The following is a 17,974-nucleotide window of genomic DNA, read 5'->3' on the forward strand; positions in this document are numbered from 1 at the left end:
TATGAATCAACACATGAAAAGAAGATTATTATTTGGTGAACGCATATTATTGGGGGACGGAACAGAACCTTTTAATGCGGTCATCCCGTTCAGACTGAGAGGTACTTTTACGTTAAAAGATATCCAGCAGGCTCTGGCTCAAATTCAACATAAACATCCATGGCTGAGAGCATTGATCAGCCATGATGAAAAAAATATTCCGTGGTTCAATGTTCCGGAAAAACACATTTCTATTCCTGTAAGGATTATCACCCGACAGAGTGAAGATCAATGGCAGGAAGAATCCAGAAGAGAATGGAACACTCCATTTAATTATGAAAAACTGCCCCTGATCCGGTTTATCTGGATCAAAGGGGAAGATGTTTCCGATATGCTGTTTGCCTTCCACCACTGTTTATGTGATGGAGGTTCTGCCATGTCTTTCCTGAATGAGTTTCTGAAAGTGCTGGATAATCCGGCTGCTGAAATCGGGACAGAAAATCCGATTCTGGGAATACAGGATGTAGTTCCTGCCCACATTCTGAACAGCCGCAGACAAAAACTGAAAGCAAAATTTATAGGAAGACTGGCGGCTACTGCCATCAAATGGATTCCTGTAGGCAAAAAAGCGGTAGAAAGACAGAATGACTACCTGATCAACTGGAAACTGGATGAAACGATAAGCAAGGAATTAATCTCTTACTGCAAATCTCAGAAAGTGACCGTGAATACCTTTTTAAGTGCAGCCGTATTGCAGGCATTTAAAAAAGTAAGGGCTGAAAAATCCTTCAATAAGGTTTCCTGTCCAGTAGATATCAGACGTTTTGCCAGTCAGATTAAAGAAGATCATATCTTCGCTTTCGGGCTGATGATTGTGGTTTCAGCTGATGAAAAACTAAGCTTTGAGAACAACCTCCGCGCGATGCAGAAATCTGTGGAACAAAAGACCTCAAAACTGAATCCTTATATCACGATGATGGTCATGGAATCCGGGCATGATGCACTGAATAGTTTCACAAAACTGTTGAAGAACGGAAAATCCTCCAACGACTGTATGTTTTCCAATCTGGGACGTATTCAGATTCCTCATGAGTATAAAGAATTTACGGTTGAAACAATCTTCAGTCCGTCAGTCATTGGTCCTTTGGGGAATACCACTACCCTGGTAGTTTCTACCTACCGTGGAAAAATGGATTTTTCATTCATGGGAAGTGAAGGCTATTTACCCTATACAGAAGCATTGGCTATCCGCGATGAGGTTATGCAGACAATTCATTCACAAATTAAACAGACCGCAATATCATGATCAATAGACCCTTAATGATGGTGGAAAGGATCATGTATGTAGATCCTGAAACGCCTTTAAACTGTGTGTATACCGCAAAAATCAACGGACAGATTTCTGAGGAGACTTTTAAAACAGCTTTAATCAAAATCCAGCAGAAACATCCCATGCTGAGAGCTATCGTTGATCATACCATCGGACGCTATCCTTTTTTTATGGGACAGAAAGATATTGAACCTATTCCACTCCGTATTGTAGAGCGAAAGACAGACGATGACTGGTTCAAAGAATCTGAAAAAGCATGGTTCCAACTTTTTGATCAACCCAAAAAGCCTCTGGCCGAAGTAGTATGGGTGAAGGGACATGACCATTCCGAAATCCTCTGGATCATGCCGCACTGCATTTCAGACGGAACTACCGGAGTGACCTTAATGCGTGAACTTCTGAGCTTGCTGGACAATCCTTATTCTCCATTAATTCCTTATGTTGCTTTTGAATCGGTAGATGATTTTCTGCCTTCGGATTTTAATACGGGAATCAAAAAATACAAGGCCGGTCTTTATCTGCTGTTTGCCAGAATATTTTTTTCTATCCAGCGAAAAAGTAAAAAGAGAAACCTTGGAAAAAGCTACGCCATCCACTGGAAAATGACTCCTGAAGATACCAAACTGATTACTGAAAAATGTAAAGCTAACGGAATTTCCGTCCACGCTTTGCTGTGTTCTTCCGTGATGCAGGCCTTCCGTGATATTCAGGGAGAGCGTGCCAAAGGTAAGGTGATCAGTCCTGTGGATGTACGCCATTTCATTCCGGAAATCAAGGAAGATCATTTGTTTGCTTTTGCCCCAACGGTAGAGCTTTCCATCAAAAAAGACAACAGGAATGTTATGGACAATGCCAAGCAGATCAAAAAAGACCTTATTGAGAAAATCAGTAAGCTGGAAGCCCGTGAACTTCTTTGGATGGGAGAACATATGCACCCTGTTGTAAGCCGTATGATCAGGATGCTGAAATCCAGCGAAGGCGGACATGATGTGACCTTATCCAATATGGGAAAGGTGAATATCCCGAATGATTACACCAATTTCAATCTGGAAACCGTGTTCAGTCCTACCGTGGCTTTCCCATGGCTGAACTCAAATACTTTAGTTGCCAGTACGTACAACCAGCAAATGGACTTCACCTTCATGTCCAATGAAAATTTTCTTCCCAAAGAAGAAGCCCATCTGATAAAAGATAAAGCCATTGAGCTATTGACCACCTCTGTATGAAATTTAAAATAAAGCCTCCGAAGCCAAAACCCATCAAGAAAACCACCCTGAAACGCTTTCTCATCAAGCGTACGATTTACTATGTCCTCCCGAATGTATTTTTTAATTTCATCATTGCGTATGCCAGCTTCAAAGAGTTAGGCTACACCCATTTTTTCTCAGGAACCCAGAACCTGGCCCGCCTTACCCTTCCAATGGCCATCTTCCTTCCGGTAGTCCTTACCATTGATATCATCAAAAGAGTAACGGACGCCGCCAGCCAGGAAGCCATAGAATTTACCGTAGACGAACAGTTGAATATTAAAAAGTTAATGACCAAACTAAGCATCTTACACGGCCTGATTACAGGTTCATTGGTACTTTCCCTACTCTTTATAGGACAATATAATTTCTCAAAGGATTATAAGCTAGATGCTACGGCAATGGCTGTGGTAGTGGGTGTTTTAGCTGGGATTTTGTCTGTGGTGTTTGTGTATTTGCCGGTGTGGAGATTGAGGAGGTGGATGTGTAGGAGAACGCAGGCTATGGCTGTGGATTTAAATTCATAGTTTACTTTATATACCTATTTTTAATATAAATTCATATCTTTGATAGTATCATATGATACTATCAAAGATATGAAACCTCCCTATACCATTACAGACACCATTCTATTTTTAGTGGCTTCTATTTCTGAAAAAATAGGAGAAATAAATGCTTCCCATCTTTATAAACCAGTAACCGAACTAAGGAAAAAAAACAGAATCAAAACCATTCAGTCTTCATTGGAAATTGAGGGGAATACAATTACTGAAGAGCAGATAACCGCTTTACTGGAAAATAAAAGAGTCATTGCTCCACCAAAAGATATTCTTGAAGTTCAGAATGCGATACAGGTATATGAACAAATCAATCAACTGAATCCTTATCACTTAAAAGACCTGGAAAAAGCCCATTCCATTCTGATGAAAGGACTGGTTGATCATCCTGATAAGTTAAGAATCACTAATGTGGGAATCATTAAAGGTTCAAAAGTAGAACATATAGCACCGGGAGGTACAATGATAAAAGGATTGATGAAAGATCTCTTTGCTTATCTGAAAAAAGACAAAGACCTGATTCTAATTAAAAGCTGTGTCTTCCACTATGAGTTTGAATTCATTCATCCTTTTACAGATGGTAACGGAAGAATGGGCAGGCTCTGGCAGACCCTGATCCTGATGCAGCAATATCCCGTATTTGAATATCTACCCATAGAAGCCCTCATCAAACAAAAACAGTCTGAATATTATTATACATTATCAGAATCTGATAAAAAGGGAAATTCTACCACTTTTATAGAATTTATGCTCGGTATTATTCTGGAATCTTTACAAGAGCTTTTGCAATCCCAAAATAAAACATTGTATACAGAAGACAGAATTTTCTTATTTAAAGAGAAGATAAATCAACAAAAGTTCAGCAGGAAAGACTATATGCAAAACTTCAGGAGTATTTCTGCACCCACAGCAAGCAGAGACCTGAAATGGGCTGTTGAACAGGGGTTTTTATTAAAATCCGGAGAACAGAGGTTAACAGAATATTACTTTAAAGAATACTGATGTAAATATTGTTTGTAATTTTTATGGAGATTGAGACGGTGAGTGTATAGAAGAATATAATATTTTAATAGAGCTATTATAATGCTTCTAAAACATTTATTAATTTGTATAAGAGCTGAAAAATATAATATCCATTTATATACAAAATTTTCAGAATAAACTGATATTTTCAAGACAATTATGCTAAAGTTTTTTATTATTTTTAAAGTTGAATTAATTCACTTTATTAAATAATACTCATGATAGATAAAAGTACAATAGAAAAGCTTCTAAAATTTCGTGATGACCGAGACTGGGAACAGTTTCATAATTCAAAAGATTTAGCATTAGCCTTATCTATTGAAGCTTCTGAACTTTTAGAAATATTCTTATGGAAAAAGAATGAAGATTTTGATAAAGATAAATTAGAAGAAGAATTGGCTGACGTATTTATGTATGGTTTACTTCTTGCAAATAAAAATAATATAGATATTAATAGCATTATTTTAAAGAAATTGCAGAGAAATAATGAGAAATATCCTGTAGAAAAAGCAAAAGGAAAATCAAATAAGTACGATGATTTGTAGTACAAAAATGAAGAATTTTACAATTACAGAGGAATACGATTTTGATCACCTCATAGAAACAAAAATAAATAAAAATCACAGAGACTACTTATCTTGGCCAATAGTTTATTTTTTGAAAAATAAAAATACTAAAACGGCTTATGTGGGAGAGACTACAGATGTACTAACAAGAATAAATACTCACCTAAAATCAGAAGAAAAGAAACAACTTTCATCTGTAAATCTTATCTTAAGCAATTTATTTCATAAATCTGCCACATTAGATTTAGAATCAAATCTCATCAAATATATTTCTGCTGACGGACAATACACTTTACAAAATGGTAACCTTGGTATCTCTAATCACCAGTATCATGAAAAGAAAGTGTATTGGGATTTATTCAAAGATATCTGGGATGAACTCAGACAACTAGGTATATCCCGTCACTCTCTAGATTTTATCAATAATTCAGATCTTTTTAAATATTCTCCTTATAAATCTCTTTCGAAAGAACAAATCAAAGGATTGAAAATGATTCTGAATTGTTTGTTAGATGAAAATTCAAAAGTTAGCCTTATTCATGGAGGAGCTGGAACGGGAAAATCCATTTTAGCCATTTTTTTATTTAAATTACTTAAAACTAATTTAGAAGATTTTAACTATGCTGATTTTGATGAAGATGATGATGAACTTTTCCTTTTATTAAAAAGGGTAAAAGAGAAGTTTACAGACTTAAATATGGCGTTGGTTATTCCAATGGCATCATTCAGAAAAACTATTTCTAATGTTTTTAAGAATGTAAACGGTTTATCACGAAAGATGGTAATAGGACCTTCAGATTTAGCACAAAATAAATATGATCTTATTATAGTTGATGAAGGACATCGCTTAAGAAGACGAGTAAATCTAGGTTCATACTTTGGAACATTTGATCGCAACTGTGAAAAATTGGGTTTAGATAAGTTTACCGCTTCCGAGTTGGATTGGGTAATCCTACAAAGTAATAAATCTATTATTTTTTATGATCAATATCAATCTATAAAACCCTCAGACACCCTTAAAAAAAGTTTTAAAAAATTAGAATTGGAACCTTCAACACGTGTCGAAAAATTAAAAACTCAACTTCGTGTACGCGGTGGAAATAACTATATAAAGTTAATTCATAAAATTTTTGATGCCCCTTCAACACTTTCTTCAAAATCATATAAAACTGATGACTACGAATTCTATCTTTTTGATGACTTGTCTCAAATGATTGATAGAATAAAAAAGAAAAATGAGATTTATGGTTTGTCAAGAATGGTGGCCGGTTATGCTTGGGAATGGGTTTCAAACAAAAATACAGAAGCTTATGATATCATTATTGGTGAAAATCAATTAAAATGGAACAGTATTTCTGTAGATTGGATAAATTCTCCTAATTCTATAGATGAGGTGGGGTGTATTCATACCACGCAAGGTTATGATTTGAATTATACCGGAGTTATTATAGGACCGGAACTGGACTATGATTTTACATCGAAAAAATTGACTGTTGATAAGCAAAAATATAAAGATAAAAATGGTAAAAATTCCATTCAAAATGAAGAAGAATTATTAGATTTCATTATCAATATCTATAAAACTATATTATTGAGAGGAATTGAAGGCACTTACGTTTATGCATGTAATGAAAACTTGAGATGTTTTCTTCATCAATTTATCCAGCCTTATACCACTTCTACACAGGAGAAATTAATACAAATTTTTCATACTCCTACAGAAAATTCAATTCCTTTCTACGATCTTAATATTGCAGCGGGTTCTTTTTCTGAACTCCAAGAATTAGAAAATGTAAAATATCTTGAAGTAGAGAGCCTAAACAATAGAGATGATTATTTTGCATGTACTGTAGTAGGTGAATCTATGAATAAAATCATTCCTAATGGGAGTATTTGTTTGTTTAAAAAATATAACGGAGGTTCTCGTAATGGTCTAATCACTCTAGTTGAAGGAAGAAACATTACTGATTTAGAGTTTGGCAGTAACTACACTATTAAAGAATACTCCAGCAAAAAATTAACTGACGAAGAAGGTTGGCATCATGAAGAAATAGTATTGCAGCCAAAGTCAAATGATTCTAACTTTGAACCAATCATTCTTAGAGATGAGGAAACAGTCGATTTTAAGGTTTTAGGTATTTTTGTAAAAGTATTGAATAGATAAAAAAGGTTCAACATGTGCTGAACCTTTTTATAATATCTTAAATTATATCTTTTCAATCAACTTCTCCAGCCTGACTATCATCTCATCCTTCTCCTTCAGCATCCTTTCATAAAGTTCCATCTTTTCTTCATGCATTTTCAGAATGGCTTCTACTGGATTAAAAATAGGATGAATATTAATCGCCGAAGCTCCATCTTTGAAATCACCAAACGTATTAGAAATAATATTCACAACCTGCTCCTCATCAAAATTCTGAAACGCTTCCACCAGAATTTTCAATACTTCAGAAATTCTTTCAGTAAAGGATCTTCAATAATTTCTTTCTGTTCCAGCAGAGAAACTTTCTTCTGGTTCCAGTAGTCCCAAGGTCAAAAGTTAATGCTTCCTGCTTGATACCCAGCATTTTTCTGAATCCTTAAAATGGGCTCCTCTCCTATTTTGTCATTTCTCACTTTACACACTCTTTTTTTCTTCAAAAAGTCAGAAAAAACAAACCTCATTATCCCGTTTGCATTTTCTGATGAATGCTCCCTTAAAATCTTACAACGCCCTATTTTTCTACGCTTTATACTTCCTATATTTAATCACAACAACAACCAAAAACACAAGCATATGGCACTAGACAATTTAATCAGTATAAGCTTTTCAGAAAGCGATTTAAAAACCATTGACAAAGCAATTCAGGACATTCAGACTGTCCTTACAGGGAAAACCATCAACCTTACTCCGGATCAGAGACAGCAATACGGAAGAATTGCAGAGCAGAACAAACTCTTTGTGAATAAAGCCAAAACCTATATGGAACAAAATGTTCAACATGTTCCAAACTTCCTTGATAAGGCAGAATTCGACAGAGATTACACAGCCAGGGAGCAGATAGAGCAAAGACTGCAACTATTAGATTCCGTGGTCGAACAGCTTTCCGATACCAAGGTATTACTGGACCACGATAATTATCATAACGCCATCAGTTTCTACCGAAGCATCAGATACCTTTCTGAAGAAAATGTACCCGGTACCAATGTAATCTACGAAGGAATGAAACAGTTTTTTGTGGCTGGACAAACTTCGGTTCCCACTGAAACACCTCCACCTACTTCAAACAACAATCAGTAAGAATAAACACTTTTTTTTAGAGCACGTGAAAGCGTGCTTTTTTTGTGCTTATCCTTCTGCTTGGTTGGGTTGGAAATCGCAAAGGCGCAAGTTCTTATTATAATGACGCTTTTTTAAGGCGCAAGGATTTTATCTCCGATAAAATTTCTATATCCCGATATACTCACTTGCTGAAAATCTTCGATTTTCTTGCGCCTTAAAAAAACATATAATATTAAAAACTTTGCGTCTTTGCGTTTAAAACAATAATAAGTCATTTTATCCGCGGAAGTAGGATATTTTAAAACGCAAAGGCTTCATTGATAGAAATACATGATTTGAGGGAGCAAAGGAATGGTGGCTGTGCCACTGATGAAGCCGGATGGATAGTGCTCATGATTCTTACAATGGTACTTTACTCCTCTTACCCCCTTTACTAACACCCTCCAGGTAGTATAGCAACGGTCTCTACCCTCTTAAGTAACGGTCTCTATCCCCTTATATAAGTCCCTGCACCCCCTTATGCAAACCCCTCTACCCCCTTACCCAAGGGGGTAAAGCCCCTTCATGAAGGGAGTGGAGACCGTTCATGAAGTCCCTCCAGAGGCTTGGTGAAGGGGTTACAGGGACTTCGGAAGGGGCTACAGGTATTTCTGAGCACTATTTATGGTATTTTTAAAGAAAATTTACGCTTTCCCGTAAGCAAAAGCTGGAGATTTTTATTATCATTGCTAAAAAAGTTTTAAAAACAAGATTAACTAATACATCATGAACGATTATATTTCTTTTTTCAGAGAGATCCAGGCCCACTCCAGGTTTGAAATTGAATATGAAAAAAGACATTCTAAAAAGCTGGCCTCTAAATTTAATGCGATGAAGTTCCTCCACTGGAACGAAAATAAAGTCTCTGAAATATTAGCGTTTTTTCTAAATCCAAATGAAAACCATGGTCAGGGTGATATTTATTTGAAGCTTTTCAAAGAAGAATTAGGATTGTATTTCCCTTATGATACTCCGGAAAAAGTTCAGGTTATTTTAGAGGATTCAACCTTTGAAAACCGACGGGTCGACATTGTTCTGAAGAATCAGGATCAGTCAAGTATTCTGGGAATTGAGAATAAAATTTACCCCTGGACAAAAGATCAGGAAAATCAGGTTGAAGATTATTTGAAATATTTACAGTATATCAGTAATAACCATTATCAGCTTCTCTATTTAACCCCGAGATCAAAGGAATTAACAGAGTACAGCGGCGGAAAAGAAATCGAAAAACTGATAGAAACAGGAAAGCTCTATTTGATCAACTACGAAGAACATATTATACCAATATTAAAAGAATTTATAAAAAATACAGAAAATGAAAGAGTACGTTCTTTTTTGGTAGATTTTGAAAGTCAACTTATTGAAAATTATATGGGAAAAGAAAACTTAGATATGGGTTCATTGAATCATTTTATCACAGAAACTGAAGAAAATATAGAAACAGCTTTTAAAGTATCCAACACTTTAAATTCGATTAAACAGGAAATGAAAAATCTTGTTGATCAGCAGATGCTTCAACTGACAGATGAGTTAACCGAAGAATTAAAAATGCGTATCATATATAATGAACAGTTTCATCATTTTGAAATTCCTGTCTTTAAAAACTTATTCATCAAATTCAATTATGAAGAAGGTGGAGTTATTTATGGTTTGGTAAAAACACCTCAATATAAGGATTCACACCACGATAAAATATATCTGAATGATCTTAGAAATTATTTAGGAATAAAGTTCAGAACATCACATTGGTGGCCTCTGTTTTTCTTACAATATGCTAATATAGAACATGATGCTTCATTCTGGATTGATGTAAGAAATGGCAAGTTTAAAAAATTTATGAAAGATTTTATTATTGCGGTTATAGAAGCTCCTGAAAATTTAAAACTAGATCTGTAGAAGATTCATACCATTTGTCATTTCGTAGGAATCCGGACAGAGATTTGGATAATAAATTATGATAGAATAAGAGTTTAGATTCCTGCAGAATGACAAGGTGAATGCATATTTTTTTGTGTATGTATGTGTGCATAGCCACTTATTTGCTCCAGACTTAATACAAACTATCCGCTTAGACTATCCACGAAGTTTGTCATTCCGTAGGAATCCAGACAATGGTTTGGATAATAAGTGATGAGAAAATAGGAGTTTAGATTCCTGCGGAATGACAAAGATTGTGTCTCATTAACTTGTTTGGTTCGTAGTATATCTTTCACCTTTTCTTACAAATAAAAACTCATACTCAATTGAGAAAGAAGCTATCATTCTTCTTTCAATACTTTGATTAAATCCAATTGAAAATCAAGTTGAAAAATATTTTTTGTAACTTTTATAAAACAAATACACAAATGATTGAGTTTTCAACAGGAAGATATACCTACTATATCTATATTCTTACCAATAAAAATAGAAAAGTACTTTATACTGGCGTTACAGGAAACCTCCACATAAGATTGTTTCAACACAAAACCAGACTAAATCCAAGTAGCTTCACAGCAAGATATAATCTTGAGTTTCTAATTTATTACGAGAAATATGATTGGATTCATCATGCCATTGAAAGAGAAAAGGAAATTAAAAACTGGTCAAGAATTAAGAAGCTTGAGCTTATAAGGAAGACAAATCCTAATTTAGAATTTTTGAATTACTTGTTTGAAAACTGGCTTTGATATGAGTAGTATTTCATATCAAATGACAAAATTGTTTGTCGTATAATGAAGTAAAACTATCCGCTTAGACTATCCACACAGTTTGTCTTTCCGTAGGAATCCAGACAGAGATTTGGATAATAAATTATGATAGAATAAGAGTTTAGATTCCTGCGGAATGACAAGGTGGGCGCATATTTTTTTTGTGTGTGTATGTATGTATGTATGTATGTATGTATGTATGTATTTATGTGTGTGTGTGCATAGCTACTTATTTGCTCCTGACTTAATACAAACCACCCGCTTAGACTATCCACGAAGTTTGTCTTTCCGTAGGAATCCAGACAATGGTTTGGATAATAAGTGATGAGAAAATAAGCAGTTTAGATTCCTACGGAATGACAAGGTGAACGCGTATGTAGATCGTTTGTTATACACGGTTCAACTAACTCCTACGCCCTTCATAATACTTTAACACCCATTATACCCATTCCCCAGATAAATTTTCGTTCTTTTGCAAAAAGTTTTAATTTTTAAATAATTGCATGTCGAAGTTTGATGAAATACGGTATTTTCATGATCATGAAGTGAATGAAAGATTGCAGAGTGTAGCCCGTGATCCCATGATGAAAGCACTGATGAACTTTACTTTTCCCGGTGTGGATGAGCAGGTCTGGCTGGAACAGTTTAAAGAGATCCACTTTATAAGTGATTTTCAGCATCATTTTGTAGCACATACCGTTCGTCAGATCCTTGCGAAAAGTTCTGAAGGTTTAACGACCTCGGGCTTCGATAAGCTGGATAAAAATACGCCCTACCTTTACATTTCAAATCACAGAGATATTGTATTGGATACTTCACTGCTTAATCTGGCTCTTCTGGAAAGCGGCCATATTATGACTGCTTCTGCCATTGGCGATAATCTTGTGAAAAGGAACTTTTTGAATGTATTGGCAAAGCTGAACCGCAACTTTTTAGTTCAAAGAGGATTGTCTCTTCGCGACCAGCTTAAAAGTTCACAAACCATGTCTGAGTATATTGATCATCAATTGCATCATGAAAACCGTTCTGTATGGATCGCCCAGCGTGAAGGCCGTACCAAAAACGGTAATGATGCCACTCAACAGGGTGTTTTAAAAATGCTTGCCATGGCATCGGGAGATCAGTCACTGATAGAGTATTTTAAAACCTTAAAGATTGTTCCTATATCCATTTCTTATGAATATGACCCTACAGATTCTTTAAAAATGCCTCAGCTTCTGGCACAGCACAGGGATGAGGAATACATTAAAGGTAAAAATGAAGATTTTACCACTATGCTCAGCGGAATATTAGGGCAAAAGAAACGAATTCATCTGCATGCCGGTGATATTATTGATACCGAACTGGATGAAATTGCCGCTACTATTGAGAATAAAAACAAACAGTTGCAGGCTATTGCACAGGTGATTGACCATTCAATCATTAAAAATTATAAGCTTTGGCCGACAAAATATATAGCCTACGATCTGATTCACAATACAGATACGTATGCTTCACAATATACCGAACAGGAGAAACAGCTGTTTATCCGAAGACTTGAGATGCGTATAGACCCGTCTGATCCGGTGTCTAAGGAGTATTTCCTGGCGATGTATGCCAATCCTTTGGTGAATAAACTGAAGCTTGAAGAAGGTTTTAAAGGCTAATGAACAGTTAGATAAAAATAAAAAACCACTGCTATTGAGTAGTGGTTTTGTTTTGTTCAGGGTATAAATTGAATATCAAAATCCTTTAATTCTTTCTTTCCAACATTATACTATTTAATCCGACAGATGTTATTTAGATTGCGACATAGAATCTACCTCTATAATGGCATCTGCAAATGCTTTGGGAGCTTCCTGTGGTAAATTGTGTCCAATTCCTCCAGTTAATGTGTGATGTGCATATTTTCCTGTATATCTGGAGGCATAACTTTCCGGTGCAGGAAATGCGGCTCCGTTGGCATCACCTTCCAGGGTAACTGTTGGGACTGTAATAGATGGAGATTTTGCCAGTTTAGCTTCAAGTGTATCATATTGTTTTTCTCCTTTCGCCAATCCCAGACGCCAGCGGTAATTGTGGATTACGATATCAACATGGTCAGGGTTATCAAATGCTCTGGCAGAGCGTTCGTAGGTCTGATCATCGAAAGCCCATTTTGGCGAAGCTGTTTTCCAGATCAGTTTATTAAATGCCACAGTATTGGCTTTGTATCCCTTATACCCTCTTTCAGTTGAAAAGTAATACTGATACCACCATAAAAACTCGGCATTTGGAGGGAGAGGTTTCTCGTTTGCCTTTGGGCTTCCTATTAAATATCCGCTTACGGCAACCAGGCCAGTGCAACGTTCCGGCCACAATGCAGCCATAATATCAGCAGTTCTGGCTCCCCAGTCAAAACCACCGATTATCGCTTTATCAATTTTCAGGGCATCCATAAAAGCAATGATATCCAATGCAACTGCGCTCTGCTGACCATTGCGCTTTGCATTGGGAGATACAAAAGTAGTAGTACCATAGCCTCTTAAATAAGGAACTAAAACACGGTAGCCCTTTCCGGCAAGTATAGCTGAAGATTGTTCAAAACTGTGGATATCATAGGGCCATCCATGAAGAAGGATAACGGGCTTTCCATTTTCAGGTCCTACTTCCGCATATCCTACATCCAGCAATCCGGCTCTTATTTTCTTTGTATGTTGGAAAGCTGCTCTGACAGCTGTATTTTCAATGTCTTTTTCGCCAGCGGTATAAGTCTGTGCTTTCAGAGACCATAATCCCATTCCTATAAAAATAAGTAAGGATAAAATGGCCTGTACTTTTTTACTGAAGTTCAATGTAGTATTCATAATAGTGATGTTTTGTAATGGTAAAATTATTGCAAAACAGAGATAGAAATAAGTGTAAATACTTTGAACAGGCCATATTGAACGGTGAATACTGATTTTCGCACGGTAAACCAGACAGCAGAATACATAAAGATGCATGAAATGATTATCAAAATAGGCAAAACAGAATTCATCATTCAACAGTTTTTCCAAAAACAGTATCTTCGTATCTGAAAAAATTTGACAAAATGAAGAAAATAGTATTGCTGGCTTCGGCTGTCCTTGTTCTCAATTCATGTGTGGTAAGAACGGCTACAAAAGTAGTTTCAGGCGCTGTAAGCTTAAGTTATAAAGCTGTAAAAGGAACCGTAAACGGAATCAGCTGGGCGGTAAGCAAAGCGAAAGGGAAAATTGATGAAGACCGTATAGACGGAACCTGGAAAGTGGTAGGTGTTTACCGTGGTTCTTTCGAGGATTTTTCAAAAGATCAGAATCCTGACGGCTCATTCACCTCAGAATGTACGGAAGGTTTTGACCAGATTGTTTTCAAGGCTAAAAAGTCTAAATTCAAACCTGTACACTGCAGTTCACAAGATGAAGACTGGGTAAAGTATTCTATGGAGTTCGGAAAAAATCCTTCAACGAAAGAAAAGGAAAATTATATAGAATACAATTCCAACAATTATATTTCTGTCATCGATGCTAATAATAAGACGATGATTCTGGAAGGAAACCTGATGCCTAAGCTGGGGTTTTCCGGAGCTAAGCTGTATCTCCTGGAAAAAGTAAAATAGATTTTAAAAATCAATATAAAACAAATCCCTGCTCTCATTTACTTTGACAACAGGGATTTTTCTTTTAAACGTAAGTTTTTTTTAATAAATTGCCATTGAATTTGAGTTAATTCAGTTGAGTACAATGTATTCTTTGTTTTGCAGCTCTACAATGGAATTTTTTAAACTTTTTACCCTTATCCTTTTATTACAATATTTTAAAACAGGCAAAAATGAAATCCTTAGGTGCAAAAATTTTTACAAGTATTGTTATTATTTTAATCCTGATTAAAATAATCTATTCCTTCAATGTTGAATATAAACGTGGATTAAGATTTGACCATACAATAGGTAATCTAATTATTAGTGTTGTAGCCATATTTATTTTATTCTTTTTGCTCAAATGGTTAAAAAAATAAGTGTTATCAGACTTTAAATCTATTTGAAGTCCTAAAATCCAGAGGATTTACTTTATTTCTGTTCAATGTCAACTATTTTCTTTCCCTGCTCTCCCAGATAGTGAACTACCAGTTTTTCATAGACTTTATAGCCATCATCTACATTGGTAAATATCACAATCCCCTTTCCTGAATTGGGCAGTACAATGGCAATACACCTTGTTCCCTGATCGGCACCTCCATGAGATAAAGCATATTCACCATTCCCAAAATCATAGATTTCAAAACCTAACCCGAAATATTTACCTTCTTTTACTTTTACCTGTTTTTTGATCATTTCCTGAAAGACTTCCGGCTTCAGATTTTTTCCTTTCATAACGCTGATCATAAAATTTCCGTAATCTTCTATCGTGGTATGCATATCATCGGCAGCATTGGCTGTTTTAATTTTTTCTATAGGATAAGCATTTCCCTTTTCATTGTATCCTGTTACAAATCTTGATTCATCTGTATTCTGATCCCAGATATAGTTTGTGTTATGCATTTTGAGAGGCTGAAAAATAAGTTCTTTCGCAAGCTGGTCCAGTGATTTTCCAAACTTTTTTTCCAGCGCTTTCCGAAGGTATTCAAAACCTTCTCCTGAGTATTGGTATTTTGTACCGGGATCAAACTGAAAATTCAGTTTTTTGTCAGTGTTCATCCATCTCCAGTTGGGAAAGCCGGTCTGGTGGCTCAGGATCATTCTGGTTGTCAGTTTCTGATGTCTCGGATCGTTGATGATATCCGGATCAGTCCAGTATATATCCAAAGGTTCATCCAACTTCCATTTCCCTAAGCTTATAAGCCTTAATGCGACCATTGCCGTGACAGGTTTGGTAAGAGAGGCTACATTAAAACAGGCATTAAGAGGAGATGAAATTCCTGTTTTAGTATTTCCAAAAACTTTTATCTGTTGCAGTTTTCCTCCTTCGATAATTCCTAATCCCATCGTTGGAATATTATTTTCTTTCAGCCAGCTTTGCATCGACTGATCGTTATCAAACATTGTTTCACTATCAGTAGTCTGCTTCGGATGGTGATCAAAACTCAATGAATTCTTAAGTTTCCACTCAGCATTTTCCAGGATCCACAGATGAGTAAACTTTGCTTCCCCGACTAATTTTTCAGCTTGATCTCCTACCTTCTCATAAAACAGATGATCTCCGTTCTGAATGGCAGCATATATTTTTCCATCTTTATACATGGGATAAATCTCAGTACTTTTATCAACTAATACTCTTTTTAATTGGTAGGTTTCCGGAGACTTGCACAATCCGTTTTTAAAATCAATAATAAATTTCTTTTTGTCCTCAAAGCCGCCTTTATCGTGATAAAACTCAAACTCGTCACTTAACATGCTTTCCATCTTCCCGATGTTACAGGTATTGTAGCCAGCTGAAAAAAACAAGCTGTCTTTCGATATAATTGTTTTATAAAGAGGATCTGTTTTTTCTGTCTGTGCATGAACGATACTCATCAACAGAATAAAAAAAGGAAGGATAAGCTGTGCAGATTTTGTCATTGTTATTTTTTTGACAAAGGTTCAATTTCATTTTGTTTTTTTAATAAAAATGAACCCGACAAAAACCCGACAAAGCCACGACACAAATTATAACATACTGAATTTCAATTTGAAATACAGTTTCTTTTTGCGGTCAATCTCTGCAGCATTCCGGAGGATCATAAATACATTGGACAGTACAATAAGGATCATCAGAATAAGAGTAAACTCTTTTCCGAGCTTTAAAAAGATACCGAGCATAAATACAATGGGTGCCATAGCTGTCCAAAACATTTGCAGTGAAATAATCTGTTTGGTGAGACTGTTTCTCTGCTTCATGATAAACATTAATAGAAAGGGAGCCAGAATATTTAATGGCGGTACAACCACAAATAATAAGGAAGAGAGATTGATCATTTTAACCAAAGAATAATTGATCGTTTCAGGTTCTTCTGCGGTTTCTGTTGTTACCTCATTATTTTCCTGGGAAATGATGATTTCTTCTTGCAATAATAAAGATTCCTCTATTTCCAAAGTCTGCGCCAGCGTTCTTAAAGTATGTCCCTTAGGTTCTGTTCCGGATTCTATCCGCTGAATAGTTCTTACAGAAATTTTTGATTTTTCTGACAGTTCCTCCTGAGTCAGATTTTTTTGTTCTCTTATCGCTTTTAGTCTGGACATGTTCTAAGGTAATTCTGAAAAAAATGTTTTGGCTAATTTACAGTTTTCCATTATTAAAAAACGGAAGACCTCTTTTTTAAATTGAACAGTGCTAAAATTAATATTCATATAAGAAATAAGTGTACTTTTATTAAAAAATAACCTTCTATTTTTCAACTATTTATAAACTACAACACCAAATCAGTTTATGGAAAATACAATATCCAAATCCGAAATCAGGAAGAATATTGCCACTTACCTGTTTCTTACCCTGCTTTTCTGTCTCCCGGTCTATTATATGTGTATTCGTACCGGAAAACTCGGTGGCGGAATTATATCCTATGCTACCATTGTGATGTGGTGCCCGGCCATTGCAGCACTTCTTACCTGCCGTATCCGGAAAATTCCTGTTTCTTCCCTGGGCTGGAAATGGGGCCTTACGAAATACCAGATCATGGCTTACTGTATTCCTGTTCTTTACAGCTTTATTCCTTACCTTATCATCTGGATCAGTGGAGCTGGCGGCTTTTATAATCATGAGTTTATAGCTGAAGCCGGTAAAGGTATGGGCTGGAATCTTTCTGATGGTCTGACCGTCATCCTGTATGTAATTCTGATGAGCAGTTTTGGTATGGTACGTTCTGTAGGATCGGCATTGGGTGAGGAAATAGGCTGGCGGGGATTTCTTACTCCGCAGTTAGCAAAGATCAATTCTTATACTGCCACCTCCCTTTGGATGGGTCTCATATGGGCTATCTATCATTATCCTCTTCTGCTTTTTTCCAATTATAATACGGGCGGTCCCAAATGGCTGGCTCTATTATGTTTTACGATCATGATATTTGCATCTTGTTTCATTTTCACCTGGTTACGGTTAAAATCCGGAAGTTTATGGACAGGTGTTATTTTACATGCCAGCCACAATCTTTTTATACAGTCTATTTTCACACCGCTTACTGTGGATACGGGAAATACCAATTATTATATTGATGAGTTTGGGATTGCCCTGCCCATTGCAACCGCTGTTGTTGCCTATTTCTTCTGGAGAAAGAGAAAGGAATTACCTGAAAAGGAAACTGAAGATACCCTTCTTTCAGCATAGCACTATT

General features: G+C 35.9%; 15 protein-coding genes and 1 pseudogene. 12 read left to right on the forward strand and 4 right to left on the reverse strand.

From position 1 onward, the window contains the following. Window positions 1-13 precede the first annotated feature (13 nt). The 6 genes from KYG33_RS08030 to KYG33_RS08055 all read left to right on the forward strand — a co-directional run bounded on the left by KYG33_RS08030 (window position 14) and on the right by KYG33_RS08055 (window position 6,866). A complete protein-coding gene (locus KYG33_RS08030) occupies window positions 14-1,285 on the forward strand; it encodes a condensation domain-containing protein (protein WP_257468958.1) in 1,272 nt (423 codons plus the stop codon). After that, window positions 1,282-2,535 (forward strand): phthiocerol/phthiodiolone dimycocerosyl transferase family protein, encoded by a 1,254-nt coding sequence (locus KYG33_RS08035; protein WP_219073038.1) that lies wholly within the window; start codon window positions 1,282-1,284, stop codon window positions 2,533-2,535. Before KYG33_RS08030 ends, KYG33_RS08035 begins: the two co-directional genes overlap by 4 nt. After that, window positions 2,532-3,083, forward strand: a complete 552-nt coding sequence (locus KYG33_RS08040; RefSeq protein ID WP_077418538.1) for a hypothetical protein — start codon at window positions 2,532-2,534, stop codon at window positions 3,081-3,083. Before KYG33_RS08035 ends, KYG33_RS08040 begins: the two co-directional genes overlap by 4 nt. A 69-nt stretch (window positions 3,084-3,152) precedes the next feature. Beyond that, a complete protein-coding gene (locus KYG33_RS08045) occupies window positions 3,153-4,115 on the forward strand; it encodes a Fic family protein (protein WP_219073247.1) in 963 nt (320 codons plus the stop codon). 239 nt (window positions 4,116-4,354) lie between these two features. Next, window positions 4,355-4,681, forward strand: coding sequence for a nucleotide pyrophosphohydrolase (locus tag KYG33_RS08050; protein ID WP_077418536.1), 327 nt, complete (start codon window positions 4,355-4,357; stop codon window positions 4,679-4,681). Window positions 4,682-4,688: 7 nt separating this feature from the next. Then, window positions 4,689-6,866, forward strand: a complete 2,178-nt coding sequence (locus KYG33_RS08055; RefSeq protein WP_219073039.1) for a DNA/RNA helicase domain-containing protein — start codon at window positions 4,689-4,691, stop codon at window positions 6,864-6,866. A gap of 42 nt (window positions 6,867-6,908) precedes the next feature. Here KYG33_RS08055 and KYG33_RS08060 read toward each other — a convergent pair. After that, window positions 6,909-7,269: pseudogene (locus KYG33_RS08060) on the reverse strand (XRE family transcriptional regulator). A 209-nt stretch (window positions 7,270-7,478) separates the two neighbouring features. On the opposite strand from KYG33_RS08060, the gene KYG33_RS08065 reads away from it, so the two are divergent. The 4 genes from KYG33_RS08065 to KYG33_RS08080 all read left to right on the forward strand — a co-directional run bounded on the left by KYG33_RS08065 (window position 7,479) and on the right by KYG33_RS08080 (window position 12,336). Beyond that, entirely contained in the window at window positions 7,479-7,982 is a 504-nt protein-coding gene (locus KYG33_RS08065) for a hypothetical protein (protein WP_219073040.1), read from the forward strand. A gap of 747 nt (window positions 7,983-8,729) precedes the next feature. Then, window positions 8,730-9,899 (forward strand): PD-(D/E)XK nuclease family protein, encoded by a 1,170-nt coding sequence (locus KYG33_RS08070; RefSeq protein ID WP_219073041.1) that lies wholly within the window; start codon window positions 8,730-8,732, stop codon window positions 9,897-9,899. 449 nt (window positions 9,900-10,348) lie between these two features. Then, complete coding sequence (locus KYG33_RS08075; protein ID WP_219073042.1) at window positions 10,349-10,669, forward strand: GIY-YIG nuclease family protein; 321 nt, start codon at window positions 10,349-10,351, stop codon at window positions 10,667-10,669. A gap of 524 nt (window positions 10,670-11,193) precedes the next feature. Continuing rightward, window positions 11,194-12,336, forward strand: coding sequence for a 1-acyl-sn-glycerol-3-phosphate acyltransferase (locus tag KYG33_RS08080; RefSeq protein WP_077418531.1), 1,143 nt, complete (start codon window positions 11,194-11,196; stop codon window positions 12,334-12,336). Between the two features lie 129 nt (window positions 12,337-12,465). On the opposite strand, the gene KYG33_RS08085 is transcribed toward KYG33_RS08080, so the two are convergent. Continuing rightward, the gene (locus tag KYG33_RS08085; protein WP_219073043.1) at window positions 12,466-13,515 is read right to left on the reverse strand and encodes an alpha/beta fold hydrolase; all 1,050 of its coding nucleotides are present in this window, start codon (window positions 13,513-13,515) and stop codon (window positions 12,466-12,468) included. Between the two features lie 227 nt (window positions 13,516-13,742). Between KYG33_RS08085 and KYG33_RS08090 the strand changes: the two genes are divergently transcribed. Then, window positions 13,743-14,288: a hypothetical protein gene (locus KYG33_RS08090; protein ID WP_077418530.1), complete on the forward strand. Its 546-nt coding sequence runs from the start codon at window positions 13,743-13,745 to the stop codon at window positions 14,286-14,288. Window positions 14,289-14,738: 450 nt separating this feature from the next. Here the strand turns inward: KYG33_RS08090 and KYG33_RS08095 are convergent, their stop codons facing one another. Beyond that, window positions 14,739-16,226: a serine hydrolase gene (locus tag KYG33_RS08095; RefSeq protein ID WP_077418529.1), complete on the reverse strand. Its 1,488-nt coding sequence runs from the start codon at window positions 16,224-16,226 to the stop codon at window positions 14,739-14,741. Window positions 16,227-16,313: 87 nt separating this feature from the next. Continuing rightward, complete coding sequence (locus KYG33_RS08100) at window positions 16,314-16,886, reverse strand: helix-turn-helix domain-containing protein (protein ID WP_077418528.1); 573 nt, start codon at window positions 16,884-16,886, stop codon at window positions 16,314-16,316. 187 nt (window positions 16,887-17,073) lie between these two features. On the opposite strand from KYG33_RS08100, the gene KYG33_RS08105 reads away from it, so the two are divergent. Beyond that, on the forward strand, window positions 17,074-17,967 hold the full coding sequence (locus tag KYG33_RS08105; protein WP_219073044.1) for a CPBP family intramembrane glutamic endopeptidase: 894 nt from the start codon (window positions 17,074-17,076) through the stop codon (window positions 17,965-17,967). Window positions 17,968-17,974: the final 7 nt, after the last annotated feature.

Origin of the sequence: Chryseobacterium sp. D764 (assembly GCF_019317325.1) — a bacterium.
Classification (GTDB): Bacteria; Bacteroidota; Bacteroidia; order Flavobacteriales; family Weeksellaceae; genus Chryseobacterium.

Excerpts from the sequence above, each read along its gene's own strand:
- KYG33_RS08035 (WP_219073038.1), top strand. The coding sequence starts at position 1,282 with ATGATCAATAGACCCTTAATGATGGTGGAAAGGATCATGTATGTAGAT.
- KYG33_RS08050 (WP_077418536.1), top strand. The coding sequence starts at position 4,355 with ATGATAGATAAAAGTACAATAGAAAAGCTTCTAAAATTTCGTGATGAC.
- KYG33_RS08075 (WP_219073042.1), top strand. The coding sequence starts at position 10,349 with ATGATTGAGTTTTCAACAGGAAGATATACCTACTATATCTATATTCTT.
- KYG33_RS08080 (WP_077418531.1), top strand. The coding sequence starts at position 11,194 with ATGTCGAAGTTTGATGAAATACGGTATTTTCATGATCATGAAGTGAAT.
- KYG33_RS08030 (WP_257468958.1), top strand. The coding sequence starts at position 14 with ATGAAAAGAAGATTATTATTTGGTGAACGCATATTATTGGGGGACGGA.
- KYG33_RS08070 (WP_219073041.1), top strand. The coding sequence starts at position 8,730 with ATGAACGATTATATTTCTTTTTTCAGAGAGATCCAGGCCCACTCCAGG.
- KYG33_RS08085 (WP_219073043.1), bottom strand. The coding sequence starts at position 13,515 with ATGAATACTACATTGAACTTCAGTAAAAAAGTACAGGCCATTTTATCC.
- KYG33_RS08090 (WP_077418530.1), top strand. The coding sequence starts at position 13,743 with ATGAAGAAAATAGTATTGCTGGCTTCGGCTGTCCTTGTTCTCAATTCA.
- KYG33_RS08040 (WP_077418538.1), top strand. The coding sequence starts at position 2,532 with ATGAAATTTAAAATAAAGCCTCCGAAGCCAAAACCCATCAAGAAAACC.
- KYG33_RS08105 (WP_219073044.1), top strand. The coding sequence starts at position 17,074 with ATGGAAAATACAATATCCAAATCCGAAATCAGGAAGAATATTGCCACT.
- KYG33_RS08095 (WP_077418529.1), bottom strand. The coding sequence starts at position 16,226 with ATGACAAAATCTGCACAGCTTATCCTTCCTTTTTTTATTCTGTTGATG.
- KYG33_RS08065 (WP_219073040.1), top strand. The coding sequence starts at position 7,479 with ATGGCACTAGACAATTTAATCAGTATAAGCTTTTCAGAAAGCGATTTA.
- KYG33_RS08045 (WP_219073247.1), top strand. The coding sequence starts at position 3,153 with ATGAAACCTCCCTATACCATTACAGACACCATTCTATTTTTAGTGGCT.
- KYG33_RS08100 (WP_077418528.1), bottom strand. The coding sequence starts at position 16,886 with ATGTCCAGACTAAAAGCGATAAGAGAACAAAAAAATCTGACTCAGGAG.
- KYG33_RS08055 (WP_219073039.1), top strand. The coding sequence starts at position 4,689 with ATGAAGAATTTTACAATTACAGAGGAATACGATTTTGATCACCTCATA.